We start from the raw sequence: 21791 nt of genomic DNA on the forward strand, positions 1-21791 counted from the left end.
TACAGCTGTTTCTTTAAGAGTGATGTAAGAATTGTCATCTTAAATGTTAAAACCCTAAACGGTTAGGAATCGTTTAGGGTTTTGTATAGGTTTGGACTCTCGGAGATATGCCCCTATCCTTTTATAGATTTCGCCTATTCGTGGCTTTTCATTAACGACACCCAATCCTCTGGAGCCATTCATTTCAAAGGTGCATACTTGCCTTTGACTAACAGCCATAAAACCTTAACCTTTAGGAACTTGTACGTTTGATTTATATCTATGTCAGAAAGACCGAGAATAATAGTGGGTTAATTACTTTTATAATTTAAAAGTAGGAACCAATTTGCGAAGAAGTTGTTTCAAATGATCTTCTTTTTCTATCGACTCATTAATATAAAGATTCTCATTCAATTCCACTAAAGTCTCCACCATTATGTTCTCATCAACAGGCATAGACTTTGAAATAAAGATAAGCGAATGTTTGGACGACACACTCTCTTCTTCATGTGTCATCAACTCTTCATATAGCTTCTCTCCCGGCCGCATTCCTGAAAATACGATATCAATGTCTTTCTCCGGAACGAGACCTGAAAGTGTAATCAAGTTTTTGGCCAGGTCATAAATTTTCACAGGTTCCCCCATATCTAGAACAAACACATCTCCATCCTTTGCTAGTGCCCCGGACTGAAGCACCAGCTGAACCGCCTCTGGAATCGTCATAAAATAACGGGTCATCTCAGGATGTGTGACGGTAACAGGACCACCTTCCAAAATCTGCTTCTTAAACAACGGAATGACACTCCCACGGCTGCCGAGTACATTTCCGAACCTTACAATTACAAATTCCGTTTCACTGGTTTTGTTTAGGTTCTGAACGACCATTTCTGCAACTCTCTTCGTCGTACCCATAACACTTGTAGGGTTGACCGCTTTATCCGTCGAAATCATTACAAATCGTTCTACACCACTCTGATCAGCACATTCCGACATATTCTTAGTTCCAAAAATATTGTTCTTTATAGCTTCTGTCGGGTTTGCTTCCATTAAAGGGACATGCTTGTGGGCAGCAGCATGAAATACAACTTGAGGTTGATGCTTAGAGAATACATTTTTCAAGCGAAGAAAGTCTTGAACATCTGCGATGACGGCATGAACGGTCAATCGAGGGAAACTTTGTTGGATTTCTTTTTCGATGGCGTAAATGCTGTTTTCACCGTGTCCTAATAATATTATAGAACTTGGATCAAATGTCGCGACTTGTCGACAGATCTCTGAGCCGATCGATCCTCCTGCTCCTGATACAAGGACAACCTTACCTTTCACGTATTCCAAAATCCCCATGGAATTTAACTGAATCGGATTTCTCCCTAGCAGCTCTTCAACTTTGACCTCTCTCAAAGATTGCGCATTGATTTTGCCATCAATAATATCCCGGATTAAAGGGAGAATTCTTACTTCCAGTTTATGTTCTTTACAAAGGCGTACAATTCGGAAAATTTGTTTTTTCGGTGCAGAAGGGATGGCTATGATAACTACTTCAATCTTAAACTTGTGGATAATCCAATCCAAGTCATCCACTTTTCCTAATACCGGAATGCTTTGAATCTTTAATTTTTGTTTCGAATCATCATCATCCAGAAACAAGACAGGTAGCAATGATTGCTCAGATTCTTTTTTCAGTTCATTTAGCACGATTCCACCGGCCTCACCTGCACCGATGATCAACGTCCGCTTCCCCTTTTTATTCAATGGGTAAGACGGAGCCGCTTTCACATTGTAAAGAAATCGTGAGATAATCAATCCGAATATCGCTCCCCCTCCTCCAACCAACAGCTGTTCCAGTGATACCATATAAAATCCTGTTAAGTTCGACACAGCTGTCACCACGACAACAAACATGACAGAGATCAACAAAGCTTTCGTCATTTCTTTTACGTCCCGGAGATGCTTAAAAGCTCCCAAATGGTGGTATACGGTTCTAAAGAAAATTGATCCTGTAATAGAAAAAGCATATAAAACGGCTATCCACAGACTCTCCTCCGATGGATACCCAAGTACACTCATCCCAACTATCACAAAAGCTGTTATCAAAGAAAAGTAAAGCCCTGCTGAAACGAAGTTTTTCTTATTAAATTTCATTTTTCCACCTTTTTCAAATGAGGTATTCCGATACACATTACCCTCCCCAGTAAGTGATCGAATCAGGGCAGGTTGTGTGGTCCAAAACTCTTTTCAAGTCAAAGACTCCACCTTTTCCATCTTTCAGTAGGTTTTCTATGACTTTCCATGTGAGCATTTTATACGGTTCATGAGGAACTGCGAGTAAGACAACATCACTCCGCTCAAGATCCGCAAAAGAATCCAGTGACATGTTATAATGATCCTCAACATCTTTTTGGTTAGCTAGTGGGTCCGATACCTGAACTTGAATCCCATTCTCTTTCAATACTTCCACGATAGAGAAGACTTTGGAGTTACGAATATCTGAGACTCCCTCTTTAAAAGTTACTCCTAGTACTGTCACTCTTGCCTCTTTCAACGGAATTCCTTTTTCAAGTAGATAAGATCTGATAGAATTTGCGATAAAAATAGGCATCCGTTCGTTCGTGTTCCTTGCCTCTTTCATCAATGATGGGGTGAAATTCAATTCTTCTGCCTTATAAATTAAATAATACGGGTCAACACTTATGCAGTGTCCGCCTACTAATCCAGGCTTGAATGGAGAGAAATTCCACTTTGTTTTTGCTGCTTCAAACACTTCTGATGAATCTATTCCCATTCCTGTGAATAGCATAGAAAGTTCATTAACAAAAGCGATATTGATATCTCTCTGAGTGTTTTCCACAATCTTACTAGCTTCGGCCACTTTTATTGAACCTACTTTGTGAACTCTTTCGATTACTTTTTGATAGACAGAAGCAATTTTCTCAAGGATTTCAGGTTTCTCAGCGGCAACGACTTTCACAACATTCTTCAGAGTGTGTTCATGATCACCTGGATTGACTCTTTCTGGTGAATAGCCGACAAAAAAATCCCTACCTTCTTTCAACCCTGACTTTTCTTCTAGAATAGGGATGCAAACTTCTTCTGTCGCACCTGGATAAACTGTTGATTCATAGATAACGATACACCCATTTGACAGATGATTACCAATGACAGCAGAGGCTGAACGCAACGGATTGAGGTCAGGCTTATTGTCAGAATTTACAGGGGTGGGAACAGTAACGAAAATAAATTCACACGAAGAGAGAGAGGAGGGGTCTTCAGTAAATGACATGAAAGAAGTGGCTAGTTTCTCAGAACTAATATCTTTATTTACATCTATTCCTTTCCGTAAATCCTTCACCCGTCTTAAGTTCGTATCATAACCTACTACTTCGTATTGTTCGCACAATGCCACAGCTAAAGGAAGTCCTACATAACCAAGACCAACGACCCCCATCCTTTGACGAGGAAGACTTTGAAAGTAATCCATATACCATTTCACGAAAGCAGCTACACCTTTCTCGACCGGTGTTTGAGGAGTAAATCCGATTGATTTAATTAATGAACCTGTCTCCGCATAAGTTTTGGGTACATCTCCTGGCTGTAGAGGTAAATACTCTTTCATAGCTTTTTTACCAAGCAGCTTCTCTAGAGCTCCTATGAAATTTTCCAATGAAACAGGACCGTTATTCCCGATATTATGAAGCACGTATGGTGCGTTTTTTTCTCCTGAAGGAGGTCGATCCATTAATCGTCTAATGGATTCTACTACATCGTCAACATAGGTAAAATCTCGTTCCATACGTCCGTAATTATATACTTGGATTGGCTCATCTTTTAAAATTGACTGAGTGAATTTGAATAAAGCCATATCCGGTCTCCCCCACGGTCCATAAACTGTAAAAAACCTCAAGCCCGTCGTTGGTAATCCATAAAGATGGCTATATGTGAATGCCATCAGTTCATTCGACCGTTTTGTTGCAGCATATAAACTGATAGGCTGGTCTACCCGATCTTCAACAGAAAAACTATTCTGCTCATTCAACCCGTAAACAGAACTAGAGGAAGCGTATAGAAAATGTTTAATTTTGTGGCGGCGCGAGGCCTCCAATATATTCATAAACCCGACAATATTGGACTCAATATACACATGAGGATGGTCGATGCTGTAGCGAACTCCAGCTTGTGCAGCTAAATGGATGACGATATCTACTCCGCGTTCGATAAATATATCTTCAACCAACGAACGGTTCTCAATCGAACCATAAACAAAATCGAAATGATCACACTTCGTAAGCTGACTTAACCTCGCCCTCTTTAGGTTTTGATCATAATAGTCATTGATATTATCGATTCCTATAACCTTAAATCCATCTGAAAGTAAACGTTGAGCCACATGAAATCCAATGAAACCTGCACATCCTGTTATTAGAACCTTCATTTGTTTCTCCCTTACATTTTGAATTAACTCCTGTATTGCTTGTATATGCAGAAGTGTACAAGAAGTTAAGGGCTATTAGAAAAATAGGTGAAACCCAAATATTAAGAAGTTCAAAAAGAAAAATTATTCGCCCACAAATAAAAAAACCCCTGACACCATTGGTATCAGGGGTTTTAGTTTTAGTTTTAGTACATGCTCATATATTGTTCGCGTTCCCAAGGGTGAACTTGTGTACGGAACATATCCCACTCGATTTCTTTTGCTTCTACGAAGTGCTCAGTAGCATGTGCTCCAAGAGCTTTTGTAAGTACTTCGTTTTTAGCGAATAAAGTTAGAGCTTCTTTAAGTGTTGCAGGAAGATCTTTGATGCCTTCAGCTTCACGCTCTTCTTTATCCATTACATAAATGTTTCTGTCGATTGGTTTTGGTGCATTTAATTTATTCTTAATTCCGTCAAGACCAGCAGCTAGAAGTACAGCCATCGCAAGGTACGGGTTAGCAGTTGGATCAACGCTTCTTACCTCGATACGAGTGCTGATTCCGCGAGAAGCCGGGATACGAATAAGCGGGCTTCTGTTTTGCATAGACCAAGCAACATAACAAGGTGCTTCGTAACCTGGAACTAGACGCTTATAAGAATTTACAGTAGGGTTTGTAATCGCTGTAAAATCTTGAGCGTGCTTTAAGATTCCAGCAAGGAAATGCATAGCAGTTTCACTTAAACCAGTTTCTGATTTCTCATCGTAGAATACGTTTTCTCCATCTTTGAATAGAGACATGTTCGCATGCATTCCAGATCCGTTTACACCAAACAAAGGTTTTGCCATGAAAGTAGCGTGAAGACCATGTTTGCGCGCAATCGTTTTAACAGCTAGTTTAAACGTTTGAATGTTATCACATGTACTTACTGCATCAGCATATTTAAAGTCAATTTCGTGCTGACCAGGAGCTACTTCATGGTGAGAAGCTTCTATTTCAAAGCCCATGTCTTCAAGTTCTAATACGATATCTCTACGGCAGTTTTCACCTAGATCTGTTGGAGCAAGGTCAAAGTATCCGCCTTTATCATTAAGTTCTAGAGTAGGTTCACCCTTCTCATCGTTTTTAAATAAGAAGAATTCTGGCTCAGGTCCGATGTTGAAGTCCGAGAATCCTAGCTCTTCCATCTCTTTTAATACTCGTTTTAAAATACCGCGCGGATCTCCATCGAATGGATTTCCATCAGGCATGTAGATATCACAGATCAAACGTGCTACTTTGCCTTTTTCTGATGTCCAAGGGAAAATCATAAATGTGTCTAAATCAGGAAAAAGATTCATATCAGATTCTTCAATACGTACAAATCCTTCGATTGAAGAACCATCAAACATCATTTTATTTTCTAAAGCTTTTTCAAGCTGTCCGATTGGAATTTCAACGTTCTTGATTACACCCAATAAATCAGTAAATTGTAAACGAATAAATCTTACGTTTTCTTCTTTTACCATTCTTAAGATATCTTCTTTAGTATACTTAGACAAATCTTTCTCCTCCTTTTGAATATAAAACGCCTTTTATGGCGATTGTTCACTCATTAAGTATTATTTAGAACTTATCAATGAAAAAACCTGGAAAGTTCTCCTTGAATTAAAGACGTCTTTCCGTGCCGCCCAGCATGAATCAATTCCCTTTTTAACCTGCGATGAAGCGCAGATTCAGAAATTTGTTGAGCAGCTTGCACATTTGGCTGGTTCTTGATAAATTCTGCTGCTTGTTCATTGAGCTCAAACACTCTTTTGATTCCGGCTAAGTTAACACCTTGTTCAAGGAGTGCTTTAATCTCAAGAAGTTTATCAACATCGTTAAATGAAAACAAACGACGGTTCCCTTCAGTTCGTGCAGGATGAATCAAATCGTTTTCTTCATAATAACGAATCTGTCTTGCGGATAATTCAGTCAGCTGCATTACAATACTGATTGGGAACAAAGGTAAGTTCCGACGATTCAAATCGTTCATTTTGCCTACCTCCTTTCAACTTCTTTTTATATCTTATGTCACAAAAGCTCACATGTCAATCTTAATGTTAGAAAAAATGACATCAAATAAAAAAAGAGGCAATCTGCCTCTTTTTCTATAATGGTTTATTAATGAGTCCATGAGTTAAAAGTTCATCTACTGCTGAAACAACAGCAATTTTGACATGTTCATACGTTAATCCGCCTTGTACGAACGCAATATACGGCGGACGAATCGGACCATCAGCAGTTAGTTCGATACTTGCTCCTTGAATAAATGTTCCTGCTGCCATAATAACATCGTCTTCATAGCCAGGCATATAATCCGGATATGGAACAGCATATGAATTGATTGGAGAAGCTTTTTGTATGGACTGACAAAATTTAATCATCCGCTCTTTGTCTTCGAAGATTACGGACTGAATAAGATCTGTTCTTTTTGCATTCCATGATGGACGCGTTTGCATACCTAGTTCTTCTAAGAACGCAGCTGTAAACACGGCACCTTTTAACGCTTGAGCTGTGACATGAGGAGCTAAAAAGAATCCTTGATACATCTCTTGAAGACTGTAAAGAGACGCACCAGCTTCTCTTCCAATTCCTGGTGATGTTAGACGATAAGAGATTTTATTGATCAGACTTTCTTTTCCAGCGATGTAACCCCCAGTCTTTGCTAGGCCGCCTCCTGGATTCTTAATTAATGAACCTGCGATAATATCGGCTCCCGCTTCAATAGGTTCTCTTTGTTCAACAAATTCTCCATAACAGTTGTCAACAAAAACGATTACATCTTTTTTGATTTCTTTGACAAAGGTAATCATCTCTTCAATTTCATCAACAGTAAATGAAGGACGATCCGCATATCCTTTTGATCGCTGAATTCCGATTACTTTTGTTTTGTCCGAGATAGCCCTTTGTACATTTTCAAAATCAATTTTTCCGTCAGAAGTTAAATCTACATGCTGATAAGAAATATCATATTCTTTTAAAGAGCCTTCTCCAGTACCCCTGATACCAACAATTTCTTCAAGGGTGTCATAAGGTTTTCCGGTCATATAAAGTAATTCGTCACCAGGTCGAAGCATCCCAAACAAACTTAATGTGATAGCATGAGTTCCCGAAATAATTTGAGGTCTTACGATTGCTGCTTCTGCTTTAAAAACATCTGCATAAACCTTTTCGAGTGTGTCACGCCCATTGTCATCATAGCCATAGCCTGTTGAAGGATGAAAGTGATGGTCTCCAACTTGATTGTTTTGAAAAGCCTTTAAAACCTTTAGCTGATTAAACTCACTCATTTTATCAATGGATGCATGTACGTCTTTAATTCGTTCAGAAACCGTTAGTGTTGTTTGTTCTAAAATCTTTTCATTTTGAAACTGCGAATACATGTTATTCTCCTTTGGTGCTGATGGATGGAATGGAAGAATTTGATAGCGCGTATCCCTTACATTCATAAACCAGTTCTTCTTTATTAAATTCTTGCTCTATAAGAATCGTTTCTCCACGCAGTTGTGAAAGAAGCTTACCATCGTGAGCAGGTACTTTAATCTGATAAAAAGTCATCTGCTTCACTACTTCTTTTTCAATGGTTTCTTGTAATTGTGATATGTCTTCACCAGATAAAGCCGAAATGGAGATCGAAGGGTTTTCTGGTATAAAGTCATCTGCAAACTGATCTTTCTTATTATAGACCGTTAACATAGGTATATGGCTTGCATTTAGTTCATTTAATATGCGTTTTACCGTTTTTTCATGCTGTGCTCGATCCTCGCTTGATCCATCGATCACATGAATGAGTAGATTTGCTTCAGCCGCCTCTTCAAGTGTTGATCTGAAAGCAGCAATGAGTGAAGTTGGCAAGTCTTGGATAAAACCTACTGTATCAGTAAGAAGCATCTGGAACCCACTTTTAAGTTTAACTTTTCTTGTTAACGGATCGAGAGTTGCAAATAACTGATCTTCTTCATAACTATCAGCTTCCGTTAATTTATTGAATATTGTTGACTTCCCAGCATTTGTGTAGCCAACAAGAGCTGCTTGGAATGCCCCTTGATGTTTGCGGCGCTCACGATACCTCTCTCTATGACTTACTACTGAATTGATTTGCTGTTTAAGCTCATGAATACGAAAACGAATGTGTCGTCTGTCTTTTTCGAGTTTCGTCTCACCCGGACCTCTTGTTCCGATTCCGCCCCCTAATCTAGAGAGACTTGTTCCTATTCCTGAAAGCCTCGGAAGCAAATATTCAAGTTGCGCAAGCTCCACCTGAAGTTTACCTTCACGTGTTTTCGCACGCTGTGCAAAGATATCGAGAATCAGCTGTGTTCGGTCAAGCACTCGAGCGTTGAAATGCTGCGATAGATTTCGTACTTGAGATGGTGAGAGTTCACTGTTAAAAATGATAATGTCTGCTTCAAGTTCTTCTTCAAGCGTGATGATTTCTTCTACTTTACCTTTACCGATGAAAGTGGCTGAGTCGTATCTATCTCTTTTTTGAGTAATAACAGCACAGACTGTTCCTTGAGCTGTTTTTGTTAATGATTTTAATTCTTCCATCGAATAAAAAAAACGCTCGTCGTTCTGCCGTGGAAGCTGACAGCCGACGAGAATCGCTTTTTCCTGAACTGAATCTTTGTTATTGTTCAAATTCGCGATCCCTGCTTTCCATAGTCTCCTATCATCATATCAAATCGAATCACGTTCTTCTAGCACAAGGTCGTCACTTTGTATCGTCATCAATGTTTTTTTGTCTTGGCTCGTTTCGTTTAGAAGACGTACCGATTGCCTTCTGACTGCCTTTTCAATCATGTTACGAATGTATCTCCCATTAGAGAATGAGCCGGGGTTCGAATTCTTTACTCTTTCAATATGAGCTTTTAATTTCCATTCACAGTCTCTCGTAAGAACATATTCTCTTTCGATTATCATCCTTTTCGCAATCTCCATTAATTCTTCAACAGAATAGTCAGGAAAAGAAATCTTGATTGGAAATCTTGATGGCAAACCAGGGTTTAGTTTCAAAAAACGTTCCATCTCTTTTGGATATCCTGCGAGGATGAGTATAAAATCATGCTGTTGATCTTCCATTGCTTTCACAAGTGTATCAATGGCTTCTTTCCCAAAATCTTTTTCCCCGCCGCGTCCTAAAGAATACGCTTCATCAATAAACAGAATTCCCCCGCTTGCTTTCTTTAACAACTCTCTTGTTTTTTGAGCAGTATGGCCAATATATTCACCTACAAGATCGGCTCTTTCCGCCTCAATCAGATGCCCTTTTGAAAGTACTTTCATCTCATGAAAAAGGGTGCCCAACTTTCTAGCTACCGTTGTCTTTCCTGTTCCTGGATTTCCTTTAAACAACATATGAAGTGCTTGTTTTTCTGCCTTCAATCCCAATTCTTGACGGCATTTATTAATATGAAGCCATGCATAGATTTCTTTTACGTGATATTTTAAATCTTCCATTCCAACCAAACGATTTAAATCTTTTTCCATTCGAAGCAACGGATGATGCTGCTCCAATGCCTTTTCTTTTCCAGCAAGGGTTGCTCCATCGTCAATCTTCGTTTTTTCGTTTCCTTGGTTTAAGACAATGTTAATCTGCCTTTGCTTTTTTATCGCAATAGGTTCATTCAAGCGGGATCACCTCACTTTGCCAGTCGAATCATTATACGCAGCAACATCATTTTCCGTGACAAATGCCTATACTCTTTCTTGATCACTGTTATCAATTTATGTTGAATTCTTTAGATCTACTACAAAGACAAGCTTTGTTTTTAAATATGAATAATTATTAGATAATTGAAACCGTTTTCTATTTTCAGACGAATAAAAATACTCAAGTATGCAAGATTTCCGTGTTATGTTAAATAATGTGAAAAAAGTTTACTTACGAATGGAAGAAAAAATCATGCATATTAAATTTCAAAAAATCATCTTGATCTTATCGGGATTATTCTTAACAGCTATCGGCATAAAACTGTTAACGCTTCACGCTTTAACGTTCGGCGGGACAGCGGGAATTGCTACTCTCGGCTCCTTTATGACGAGCTGGTCTTGGGGCATCTTGTTCTTAATCGTAAATCTGCCCTTTTTTATTTTATCCATAAAAAAACTAGGATGGACTTTCTCTTTATCGACCTTTCTATGCATCTTATTAATTTCGGCAATCTCAGATATGATGGATTATTTAACTCTTCCTCTCATTTCTCCGATTGCAGCTTCTTTAATTGCGGGCACGTTAATCGGTATAGGCGTAAGTTTCGTCTTGAATTCTGGGGCTTCCTTAGGCGGAATTCACATATTGGCTCTTTACTTGGAGCAAAAGTCGGACATCAACCGAGGTGTTTCATTGTTCGTAACTGATTTTATCATCGTATCATCTGCGGTTGTTATGTTTGGATTTAAAAATGCACTTATATCAATAATCGCAATCGCAATTGCATCATTGTTAACGGGGAAATTAAAAACTTCAGTCAAACCTTCTTCTACGATTTACCATACATCTGAATCTGAACCCGTTCAAAACAGCTAAAAGCATTCTCCATTAAGGAAAATGCTTTTTTATTTACATAAACATTATTATGTTAACTTGATGTCTACCATTGTCATTTTCTGCGCTTCCTTAGGAAATATCCGACTACTACTCGTACAAATCATCACGATGCTGATTCATATTTTCGTGCATATCTTGCCTTTTTGTTGATTGTGAATGTCCTTTCACCGGCTTAATTTTCCCGATTAAAATTCCCATTTCATTGTAAACACCGCTTTTTGAGTCATTTTTACTCTGAGCTGCAATACTTCCTATTTTTTTTATTTCTTTTATCTTTACAGGATCAGTCGTGATCGCAGCATTTCTTCCGTGTGCATTGCCTTTTAATACTTTATATACTTCTTTTCGTAATGAATCGTTTTCTTCACCTGGCTCCACCGGTACTGAAGGAACAATCCCCACTAAAGTGTAAATACCACTAACAATTACGTACGCTTTATCGACTCCATTTACTTTCTCGGCAAGTTGAACTAAATCTTTTGATTGATGAACTTCATCAGACTTTTCGACAACAAGCGGTGAATCAATCTGAGTATTCGGTTTGCGTTCTGAAGTATCGTATTTAACTTGCTTCGTATCGAGCGTTTCATCACCTGACCCCGTTTTTCCAGAACAAGCACTTACAGTAAAAATAGCACATAACAGCAGCAATCCTACTTTTCGCATATTCATCATCCTTTTTTACATAGTTTCCATAGGACTTGTTTGAAATATGCAAAAAAATAAGCCTTTGTTATAATGGGAAAAAGAGGTTATAGGAGGCAATTATGGAAGAATATCCACACTTACCCGAATATGCCGATTCATTTATTGCCCATTTACAGAGTAAAGGCAGAAAAAATAGTACGATTAAACGTTATTATTATGATCTTTGTGATTTTTTTGCTTGGGTTCGCGTAATTAAGAAAACAGATGACTTGAAAGTGATCCAACAATTAGATGCTGCTGCTTTAGAAGAATATTTTTTATTTCTTACCGAACAAAGGGAATATAAGACCGCAACGACTAAAAGAGTGTTTACCGTGATAAAAAGTCTATTTCACTTTCTGCATGCAAACAGGTTTATTACATACAACCCTTTTGTTGAAATCGAACAAAAGCTTAAAGAGGACACTCATTTTACTGAAGAGGATTTTATTTCAGAGGAAGAGTTTCAAATTCTCTTTCATACACTGTCTTCGTATGAAGGTTTAACTGAAAAACAACAAAAATATAGACACTTGCTGATTAAAAGAAACAAAGCAATCGTTTCACTTCTGTATCATTACGGCCTTACATTGCAAGAAATAACAAACATTGAAATGAGACACGTACATTTTACTCAACATGAGTTAACTGTTGTAAATAAAAATGAAACACGTTTGATTCCTCTTGATGATGAAACACAACGTTTCATTTACGATTACAAAGAAGATATTCCTGAAGCTATTAGACCGAGGAGTTATTCTTGTGACCGCTTCTTTATAGCTTTTGATTATCAGAGGGGAACTTTCCGATTTGATTATGCAAATTATGAACCAAAACCACTTACGGTTATTGCCATTCAAAAAATGCTAAGACAAGAAATTCAGCGCTCGGGTTTAAGAAAAGGAATTAGTTCTCACCATTTAAGGAGGACTTCCATACTAAATCTGTTAAAAGAAGGAAAAGATGAAGAAGAAGTACAGATGTGGTTTGGTTTAAAATCGCATCTTACCCTACATCGGTATGAGACATTCTTAGACGAGACTTTAAAAGCATAAAACTATATAAAAACTCCCTAACAACCTTAAATCCAGGCTCTTAGGGAGTATTTTTTATTCATTCGTATTTGCAGAAGATAAATCGACATTTCGGTGCGGGGTAAACGTAGAAATGGCATGCTTGTAAATGAGGTGCTGCTTACCATCTGCCTCTAGTACAACAGTAAAGTTGTCAAACCCCTTCACTAAACCTTTAAGCTGAAAACCATTCAGCAAATATACGGTCACATAAATAGTTTCGCGACGTAATTGGTTTAAGTAATGATCCTGTAAATTGATTGATTGCTTCATGTGAACAGATCCTCCTCTTTGGGCATTACCCTTATACATTCTCGGAAATTTTTAATTTCCCTTCAACAAAGTGACGAATTTCTGTAAATTTTTTATGAAATGAAGCTTCATCCATCGAAAACCATTCTACATCCATTTGGTTTCGGAACCATGTGAATTGTCTCTTAGCATATCTCCTCGAGTCACGTTTTAAAAGTGTGATCGATTCTTCTAATGTACTTTCACCAGAAAGATAAGGAAAGAATTCTTTGTATCCTATTGCTTTTGCTGCAAGACTGTTTGTAATGTCCTGTTGAAACAGCATTTTAGCTTCTTCAATTACGCCTTGCTGAACCATAAGATCCACTCGTTCATCAATTCGCTCATATAACCGTTCACGATCCATCGTCAAACCTACTAAAGCTAATTGGTAGAGAGATTCATACTCATTTTTTCGGTTTCCCTGTTGTGTTGATGGCGCATTTCCTGTTTCATAAAAGATTTCAAGCGCTCTGATTACACGCTGCACATTATTTGGGTGAATTTCTTTCGCACGCTCAGGATCAATTTTCAGCAATTCAGCATATAGAGCATCTCGTCCTTCTGTATCAGCTTTTTTTTGCAGCTGATTACGTACTTCAATGTTTTTAGTGGCTTCCGAGAATTCATAATGGTGTGTTACAGCTCGAATGTATAGACCTGTACCTCCTACAATGATCGGAATTTTACCTCTTTTGTTGATTTCCGAGATTCGTTCTCTGGCTAACACTTGAAACTCTGCAACTGAAAAAGGCTCTGAAGGATCTTTTATATCGATTAAATAATGAGGGATTCCCTCCTTTTCTTCCTCAGTGATCTTAGCCGTTCCAATATCGAGCCCCTTATAGACCTGCATGGAGTCACCGCTAATAATTTCACCGTTTATCGCTTTTGCCAGTTCAATACTTGTTTTCGTTTTTCCAACAGCAGTTGGCCCTACAATCACTACTAATTTTTCTTTCATCATAGACTCCTACATGACTCGCTTAAATATTTTTTCGAGTTCATAAGTTGATAAATGAATGGTAATCGGTCTTCCATGCGGTCATGTATATGGATCTTCAGATGCTCTTAGTGACTCTAGCAATGCAAAGATTTCATCATTTCTTAAATGATGATTAGCTTTAATGGATCCTTTACAAGACATCATGATGGCCGCTTCTTCTCTAAGTTTTTCAATGTCAATCTTTCTATATTCGAGCACCTGATGCATAATATCCATCATGATTTCTTTTTCATAACTCTTAGGAAACCATTGTGGATGCTCTCTTACAATAAATGTATTTTGTCCAAACGATTCAAGAAACAGACCGACTTCACTTAAGGTTTGTATATGATTTTCTAAAAATGCTGCTTCACTCGCTGTAAATTCAAACGTATAAGGAACCGTTAAAAGCTGGACTTCTCGATCTACTTGTCCTACTTTTTTTCTGAAATACTCGTACTTTATCCGTTCTTGTGCGGCATGCTGATCAATCATATAAAGTCCGTTTTCATTTTGAGCTAGAATATATGTTCCGTGCATCTGTCCGATGGGATACATGACCGGTATTTTCTCTTGAATTCCCTCTGATTTTGAAAGATTTTGACCCTGAATTATGTCTGACTCTGGCTCATTAGTCGGAATTGGCACTTCTTCATTCTCATCTAAAAGTTTAGCCGCTTCTTTTACATGAGTAGGATTTGTTTGAGTAATAAGAGTAGCGTTCAAGTTTCTAGCCGGCATTATATCGATGATAGGATCGAGTTCTATGTCTTCTTTTTTCGTTCGATAATCAAAAGAAAACGAAGGCTGCTCATCACTATCTATTTTCTTTTGCTCTTTCTTCTTATACTGTACATCCGGTATAAGCTGCTGATTTCTTATAACTTTTCTTAGCTCGTTTTCTACCAACTGAACGAGTTCTGCTTCCTTGCTTAATCTCGCTTCATGTTTAGATGGATGGACGTTCACATCTATGATGGTCGGATCCATTTTTACGGCTAGAATGGATATTGGAAAACGTCCGATCGGCAAGAACGTGTGATAGGCGTTTTGTATGGCTTTAGAGATTGCATAGTTTTTAATATATCTTCCGTTCATAAAAAGAGACATATATTGCCGTGAAGCACGGTTCATCTCAGGTTTTGCAATATATCCTGACACTTCATAATCCAGTGACGAAAAAGAAACAGGAATCATATTCTTTGCTGTTTGAATGCCATATACAGAAGCAATGATCTGCAGAAGATTGCCATTTCCTGATGTATGCAGAAGCTCTTTGCCATTGTGTTTTAAACGAAAAGAAATGTTAGGATTCGCTAAGGCAAGTCTGTTTACTAGATCACTGATTGTACCCAATTCAGTCTGTATTGTTTTAACATGCTTTAACCGAGCCGGTGTGTTATAAAACAAATTCCGTACCGTCAGATCTGTACCTTTTCTGCTATTCGTCTGCTGCTGATTCTTGATCTTTCCGTTCTCAATGAACAGATATGCACCAGGACCTTCCCCCGTAGAAGATTTAAGTTCCACTTGTGCGACTGACGAGATACTTGGCAATGCTTCTCCTCGAAAACCCATCGTTTTAATCTGGATTAAGTCTTGCTCACTTTTAATCTTGCTTGTTGCATGGCGGTTAAAAGCCAGCACACAGTCATCTGGCTCGATTCCGTCTCCGTTATCTAGCACACGAATCAGTGACAGTCCGCCCTCTTCTACTTCGATCTCGATTCTTGTTGCATTCGCATCGATTGAATTTTCAACAAGTTCTTTCACAACAGAGGCTGGGCGTTCAACTACTTCACCAGCAGCGATCTTATTTGATAAATGTTCATCTAACTGGACGATTTTGCCCATAATATAGTGCCTCCTTTTATTTTACTTTTTTCTGAAGTTTATACAGAGCATTTATCGCATCAAGAGGTGTCATCTCTAATACATTTAAATCCTTTATTTCTTTAATAATGTCGAGTTCTTTTGAATCTTTTTTTCTTACATTCTCACTTTTGACTGCAAAAAGACTCAGCTGACTTTCTTCCATCTCATCTTCTTTTGAAGCCGAAACCTCTTGAATAGGGAGTGTTTCTCTTTTTTCATGATTCTCATATGTTTGTAAAATGGTCTTAGCTCTTGATATGACCTCTGTTGGCAGTTCAGCTAACTCAGCCACTTGGATACCAAAGCTTTTATCGGCTTGCCCATCAATTACTTTATGCAAAAATACTAGGCTTCCATTTTCCTCTACTGCACTAACAAATACGTTCTTAAGAGACGGCAGTGATTTTTCTAAAACGGTCAGTTCATGATAATGAGTTGAAAACAGTGTCTTTGCTGATATCTTTTCGTGTATGAATTCGATGATTGATTGTGCTAAAGCCATACCATCATACGTAGATGTTCCGCGACCGATTTCATCTAATAGAATTAAACTATTTTCCGTTGCACTCGTTAAAGCAAAATTCGTTTCAAGCATCTCGACCATGAACGTACTTTGTCCACCTACTAAATCATCAGCAGCTCCAATTCGCGTAAAGATCTGATCGAACATAGGCAGCTCTGCACTTTCTGCCGGAACGAAGCAGCCGATCTGCATCATAACAGATGTTAAAGCAAGCTGACGCATATACGTACTCTTACCAGCCATGTTTGGTCCCGTGATCAGGAGCATGCTTCGTTCATGATTTAAATAGATGTCGTTTGGAACATATTCTTGCGCGTCCATGACTTTTTCGACAACAGGGTGTCTTCCTCCGAGAATATTTACTTTTCCATCCTCAGAAACAGTTGGTCTTACATATCTATATTGTTCACTAATCGCTGCAAAAGACTGAATAACATCCAGTTCTGAAATGGCTGAAGCGAGTTCTTGAAGCCCTGGGATATATTGTTTCACATGTTCTCTAACTTGTAAAAAGAGTGTGTATTCAAGTCCTGAAATCTTCTCTTCGGCTTCTAAAATAATCCGCTCTTTCTCTTTGAGTTCAGGTGTAACGTAGCGCTCAGCATTCGCCAGTGTTTGTTTTCGTTCATAGCGCTCAGGTACTTGAGATAAATTAGATTTTGTTACCTCGATATAATAGCCGAAAATTTTATTGAAACCGATCTTTAACGACTTAATGCCGGAAGCTGCCTTCTCTTGCTGTTCGAGTGCAGCAATCCACGCTTTGCCGTTGCTGCTTGCGTCTTTATATTCATCAAGCTTTTCATTATAACCTGATTTAATTAAGCCGCCTTCTTTAATGTTGATAGGTGCTTCATCATGGATCGCAGAGTCTAAATAGTCTGCAAGTGCCTTATGATCGTTCATCTTCGCGTGCAGTTCAGCAGCATATACTCCTTGAATGTCTTTTATCTTTTCTTTTAGTACAGGAACACTAAAAAGAGATCGTTTTAATTGAACTAAATCTCTTGGACTAGCGTTTCCGTATGAAATTTTTGCAATAAGACGCTCCATATCATAAACAGACTTTAATTTTTCTTTTATTTCTTCACGAACAAAGAACTCACCGATTAAATTCTCAACAAGTTGAAGGCGCTTCTCAATCGTCTCTTTTACAAACAAGGGTTCTTCTACCCACTGCTTTAACTTCCTGGCACCCATCGCGGTCATCGTAGCATCTAACAGCCAAAGCAATGAACCCTTTTTTCCTTTTGCACGGATTGATTCAGTTAGTTCTAAATTGCGTTTAGAGAACGCATCTAGCTTCATTCTTTTATCGTTCTGCTGAAATTCAACCGTTTTAATGTGCTGAAAAGAGCGTTTTTGTGTATGTGTTAAATAACAAAACAATCTTCCTGCAGCACGTATTAATGCTGGATGGGTAATTGTTTTGACAAGATGACTGAACTGGTCTTCAAGTCTGTTTTCTTCTTGAATAGAAATTGATGCTTGTCCAGTTTGTGCTATGATGCTCGTCCATGCATCGGATAACTCTTTGTTACCTACTATTTCTTTAACACCATGACTTAATAGTAATTGAATAAAAGAAAGATCATTTCCGGAATATGTATAGCCTTTCAACTCACCGGTAGACAAATCACAAAGGATATAAGCATAGGACTCTTTCTCTTTTTCGATTGAAACAAGATAGTTATTTTCTCTGTCATGCAACAGATGATCATCTATAACTGTTCCTGGCGTAATGATCTGAATCACTTCACGCTTTACAACCCCAACAGCCTGCTTCGGGTCTTCCACTTGTTCACAGATCGCCACTTTATGACCATTCTCAACTAGCGTTTTAATATAACCTGCAGAAGAATGATAAGGCACACCGCACATCGGAATTCTGTCCTTAGATCCACCATCTCTGCTTGTAAGTGTAATTTCAAGAATCTGTGATGCATTAACGGCATCATCAAAAAACATTTCATAAAAATCGCCTAGACGAAAAAATAAAAAGGCATCCTGGTGAGCTGCCTTGATTGATAAATATTGTTGAATCATTGGAGTATATTGAGCCATAATTTCACCTTTTTCATAACATTTCAATGTCGCTATTATATCATAATTTATAAGTTCTATCGTTTTCTCTGCATGAAAAAAACGGGAAGCTTTCTCCCCGCTCGTTATTCTTCCAAATCACCGATTAAAAAATTAGGATCTAGATCTTCGAAATTTTCATCTTCTACATCATATTCCCAATCCCTCTTGTGGTCATCGTCAAAACCATCCGGATTTACATACACACATACTTTTGTTTCTCCAATAATCTCACATACAAATTCTCTTTCTACTTGGACAATAACTTTACTTCCGTTTGGAGAAATCGTAGCTTCTAACGTATTTGGCTCTTGAAGTGCTCGGCATGTAACTTCATATTGATTCCCCAAAGCATTCTTATCTCTCACACTAAGATCCACTTTGTCTACGAAATGAATGGTTTCGGTCACTACTTCGGTACGTGTATTATCATTGTACGAATACCAGACATTGATGTCATAGCTTCCTTCTACGTCCACCGCTTCACCGTTTCGGTTTGGTTTATAAGCATGATTGATAATCCAGCACCCTAAAATGCTGCTCGGCCGATGGCTCGGTGCAATTGTATGTGTGGCCTGAGAAAATTTTCTTCCTTTCCCGCAAACCGCTTTCGTGATGATTTCTCTGTAAGTCAGGTCTTGTTCAACGCGTCTTGACATACATGAACCCCTCCTCTACCAATCTCCATACATAGTATGCTGGGCTGATGCCTATTGTGCTTGAATAATTTTATAATCACAATTACTCTAAGTATATGGGCGCTTGTTGTCCAATGTTCTAAAAATATTATTTATGTACGGTACGTGAAATTATTTTCCGCAATCGTTGTTGCACTTGGAAGTGGTTGATCTCCGCTCCATGTTGCTCGCTTTCCGGGGGGGGGTGTGCGGTGAGCCTACCTAGCGCTTGCGCTGTTAGGAGTCTCACCTGGCCCACTCATCCCCCAGGAGTCTCGCACCTTGCGCTCCAATCAACTTTCGAATGAAGAAAAAATGATTCAATAGAAACGATCCATAAAAAAGAGCTTTGGAAATTGCAGTGAGATTTTAGTGGTATCAACAAAAAAGTAAAACTGAGCCTAAAATAAAAACACGATGCCTAGGAGAGACACCGTGCTTAAAATATGAAAGATTTTTAGTGACAGCCGCAGCCGCCAGGTGAGCAGCCTTCTTGAGAACCTGTCGTTCCTTTTAATAGGTCGCCTCCAGTAGATTCGATGATTTCATCCGTCACTTTGTTTGAGATCGTATGAGATACCATCTGCAGAATGTCGTTTACATCGCTTTGAGACTGTTTAAATTCTTGAACAACTGGAATGCTGTCTAGTTCAGCCATGAGCGCATCAATTTTCCCCTCTACTTCTCTTGAAGCTTCATGCTTTTGATAATGCTGAAGATTTACAGCTTGTTTTTGAAGGTTCTTAATTTGCCCCATAAGTCTAGCTACGTTTGCATTCGTGTTGATCTGTGCTTCTGCTTTTTTAAAGAATTCCACTTCGTCAGTCGTAGCGATCATTTTTGCAAGTTCTTTCGCTTTTCCTAAAATATCTTCTTTTGTATAAGTGCTCATTAGCTTACCACCTCTGATTTTTCTTCTACCCATTCTCCGCCAAGATTCCACGTTTTAGCATCGGTAATCCGAACTTTAACGATTTCACCTATCAGGTGCTTAGGTGCTTTAAAGTTTACTACTTTATTTGAACCTGTGTGACCCGTGAGTACATCAGGATTCTTTTTACTTTCACCTTCAACCAATACTTCAACTACTTTTCCAACGTAAGCCTTATTTTTTTCTAAAGAAATATCATTTAATATCGCGTTCAATCGCTGAAGGCGCTCTCGTTTAACTTCCATCGGTACATTGTCTTGCATTTTTGCTGCTGGAGTACCTTCACGCGGTGAATAAATGAACGTATAAGCAGCATCATATTGAACCTCTTTAACAAGAGATAAGGTCTCTTCAAATTGCTCTTCGGTCTCATTTGGGAAACCGACAATAATATCCGTTGTTAAAGCTACATTCGGCATTGCAGCTTTGATCTTGTTTACAAGCTCTAAATAGTGTTCACGTGTATATTTACGAGCCATTAATTTGAGTATATCGCTGTTTCCATGTTGGACAGGCAGATGCACATGATCTACAATGTTTCCGCCTTTAGCAAGAACTTCAATCAGCCTGTCATCAAAATCACGAGGATGGCTTGTTGTAAAGCGAAGTCTAGGAATATCGATCTTGCGGATCTCGTCCATCAAGTCGCCAAGTCCGTATTCTAAATCCTCAAAATCCTTACCGTATGCGTTAACATTTTGTCCTAACAGCGTAACTTCTTTATATCCTTCTCTAGCAAGCTGTCTAACTTCTTCAATAATATCTTGTGGATGGCGGCTTCGTTCTTTTCCTCTTGTATATGGAACGATACAATACGTACAAAACTTATCGCAGCCGTACATAATGTTTACCCAGCCTTTAACGTTTCCTTTACGCTTTCTCGGAAGATTCTCAACGATATCCCCTTCTTTGGACCAAACCTCAACTACCATTTCTTTTGAGAATAATGCATTCTCAATAATTTGCGGAAGTCGATGGATGTTGTGTGTACCAAAGATCATATCTACTTGAGGATACGTTGATAAAATTCGATTTACAACTGATTCCTCTTGGGACATACATCCGCATACACCTAAAAGAAGATTCGGGTTATTTGCTTTCGTATGTTTTAAATGCCCAAGTTCACCGAACACTTTATTTTCAGCATTTTCACGAATCGCACAAGTGTTAAGAAGGATAATATCCGCTTCTTCTGTAGAATGTGTAGTCTCATAGCCCATTTCATTTAGAATACCAGCCATAACTTCTGTATCGTGCTCGTTCATCTGACAGCCATACGTACGAATATAAAACTTTTTTCCAACACCAATATCTTTCAAATTTTCCGGAATGGAAAAATCTTTAAGTATTTGAATCTGCTCTTTACCACGCTTTTTTGCATCTTTTAACGATGGTGGAGCATAAGTAGTTTGAAAGTATTGTGAGTAGTCTCTTTTTTTATCGTTCGTAGTTTCTTTAAGATTGTCTTTCGTAGTATCCAAGACACCTTCACTCCTTATTGCCTCTACTGCTTACTTATCCGTTCCAATTTTTGAGTCTAATGAATCATCTAACTGTAACATTATATCAAATATTAGGTTATAGTTAAACGTGCAATCTATTAGTTAACATAATGATATTACAGTAAATTTCTAGCTAAGGTTTTACGACATGTCTGTAACGCTTATAAGACAGCTTATAATTGGTTGGTCTCCACTTCAGTAGTA

The 21791-nt window shown here is 38.4% G+C and carries 16 protein-coding genes and 1 pseudogene; 2 read left to right on the forward strand and 15 right to left on the reverse strand.

Annotated elements, in window-relative coordinates:
• Nucleotides 1–300: 300 nt before the first annotated feature.
• The 7 genes from P8610_RS07865 to spoVK form a co-directional block, all read right to left on the reverse strand.
• A complete protein-coding gene (locus tag P8610_RS07865) occupies nt 301–2157 on the reverse strand; it encodes a polysaccharide biosynthesis protein (RefSeq protein ID WP_394603868.1) in 1857 nt (618 codons plus the stop codon).
• A 1-nt stretch (nt 2158) separates the two neighbouring features.
• Nucleotides 2159–4408 carry a nucleotide sugar dehydrogenase gene (locus tag P8610_RS07870; RefSeq protein ID WP_394603869.1) on the reverse strand — a complete coding sequence of 750 codons (2250 nt, stop codon included), beginning with the start codon at nt 4406–4408 and terminating at the stop codon, nt 2159–2161.
• A gap of 185 nt (nt 4409–4593) precedes the next feature.
• On the reverse strand, nt 4594–5928 hold the full coding sequence (gene glnA / locus P8610_RS07875) for a type I glutamate--ammonia ligase (RefSeq protein WP_289495609.1): 1335 nt from the start codon (nt 5926–5928) through the stop codon (nt 4594–4596).
• Nucleotides 5929–6002: 74 nt separating this feature from the next.
• On the reverse strand, nt 6003–6404 hold the full coding sequence (locus P8610_RS07880; protein WP_394603870.1) for a MerR family transcriptional regulator: 402 nt from the start codon (nt 6402–6404) through the stop codon (nt 6003–6005).
• A 115-nt stretch (nt 6405–6519) separates the two neighbouring features.
• Nucleotides 6520–7794 carry an aminotransferase class I/II-fold pyridoxal phosphate-dependent enzyme gene (locus P8610_RS07885; RefSeq protein WP_394603872.1) on the reverse strand — a complete coding sequence of 425 codons (1275 nt, stop codon included), beginning with the start codon at nt 7792–7794 and terminating at the stop codon, nt 6520–6522.
• 1 nt (nt 7795) lies between these two features.
• Nucleotides 7796–9052, reverse strand: coding sequence for a GTPase HflX (gene hflX / locus P8610_RS07890; protein ID WP_289495612.1), 1257 nt, complete (start codon nt 9050–9052; stop codon nt 7796–7798).
• A gap of 39 nt (nt 9053–9091) precedes the next feature.
• Entirely contained in the window at nt 9092–10042 is a 951-nt protein-coding gene (spoVK, locus tag P8610_RS07895; protein WP_289495613.1) for a stage V sporulation protein K, read from the reverse strand.
• 274 nt (nt 10043–10316) lie between these two features.
• On the opposite strand from spoVK, the gene P8610_RS07900 reads away from it, so the two are divergent.
• Complete coding sequence (locus P8610_RS07900) at nt 10317–10940, forward strand: YitT family protein (protein ID WP_394603873.1); 624 nt, start codon at nt 10317–10319, stop codon at nt 10938–10940.
• Between the two features lie 108 nt (nt 10941–11048).
• On the opposite strand, the gene P8610_RS07905 is transcribed toward P8610_RS07900, so the two are convergent.
• Nucleotides 11049–11627, reverse strand: coding sequence for a YhcN/YlaJ family sporulation lipoprotein (locus P8610_RS07905; protein WP_394603875.1), 579 nt, complete (start codon nt 11625–11627; stop codon nt 11049–11051).
• 101 nt (nt 11628–11728) lie between these two features.
• On the opposite strand from P8610_RS07905, the gene P8610_RS07910 reads away from it, so the two are divergent.
• Nucleotides 11729–12703, forward strand: a complete 975-nt coding sequence (locus P8610_RS07910; protein WP_394603876.1) for a tyrosine-type recombinase/integrase — start codon at nt 11729–11731, stop codon at nt 12701–12703.
• Between the two features lie 54 nt (nt 12704–12757).
• On the opposite strand, the gene hfq is transcribed toward P8610_RS07910, so the two are convergent.
• From hfq to miaB, 7 genes and pseudogenes are all read right to left on the reverse strand, one after another.
• On the reverse strand, nt 12758–12994 hold the full coding sequence (hfq, locus tag P8610_RS07915) for an RNA chaperone Hfq (RefSeq protein WP_289495618.1): 237 nt from the start codon (nt 12992–12994) through the stop codon (nt 12758–12760).
• 31 nt (nt 12995–13025) lie between these two features.
• Nucleotides 13026–13976 carry a tRNA (adenosine(37)-N6)-dimethylallyltransferase MiaA gene (gene miaA / locus P8610_RS07920; protein WP_394603878.1) on the reverse strand — a complete coding sequence of 317 codons (951 nt, stop codon included), beginning with the start codon at nt 13974–13976 and terminating at the stop codon, nt 13026–13028.
• A gap of 9 nt (nt 13977–13985) precedes the next feature.
• Nucleotides 13986–15851 (reverse strand): annotated as a pseudogene (gene mutL, locus P8610_RS07925) (DNA mismatch repair endonuclease MutL).
• A 16-nt stretch (nt 15852–15867) separates the two neighbouring features.
• Nucleotides 15868–18459: a DNA mismatch repair protein MutS gene (gene mutS / locus P8610_RS07930; RefSeq protein ID WP_394603880.1), complete on the reverse strand. Its 2592-nt coding sequence runs from the start codon at nt 18457–18459 to the stop codon at nt 15868–15870.
• 104 nt (nt 18460–18563) lie between these two features.
• Complete coding sequence (gene cotE / locus P8610_RS07935) at nt 18564–19136, reverse strand: outer spore coat protein CotE (protein ID WP_289495622.1); 573 nt, start codon at nt 19134–19136, stop codon at nt 18564–18566.
• A 475-nt stretch (nt 19137–19611) separates the two neighbouring features.
• Complete coding sequence (locus tag P8610_RS07940) at nt 19612–20046, reverse strand: RicAFT regulatory complex protein RicA family protein (RefSeq protein ID WP_289495623.1); 435 nt, start codon at nt 20044–20046, stop codon at nt 19612–19614.
• On the reverse strand, nt 20046–21566 hold the full coding sequence (gene miaB, locus P8610_RS07945; RefSeq protein WP_394603881.1) for a tRNA (N6-isopentenyl adenosine(37)-C2)-methylthiotransferase MiaB: 1521 nt from the start codon (nt 21564–21566) through the stop codon (nt 20046–20048). The genes P8610_RS07940 and miaB overlap by 1 nt, the downstream gene beginning before the upstream one ends.
• Nucleotides 21567–21791: the final 225 nt, after the last annotated feature.

Source organism: Fictibacillus sp. UD (assembly GCF_043558025.1).
In the GTDB taxonomy this organism is placed as follows: Bacteria; Bacillota; Bacilli; order Bacillales; family Fictibacillaceae; genus Fictibacillus.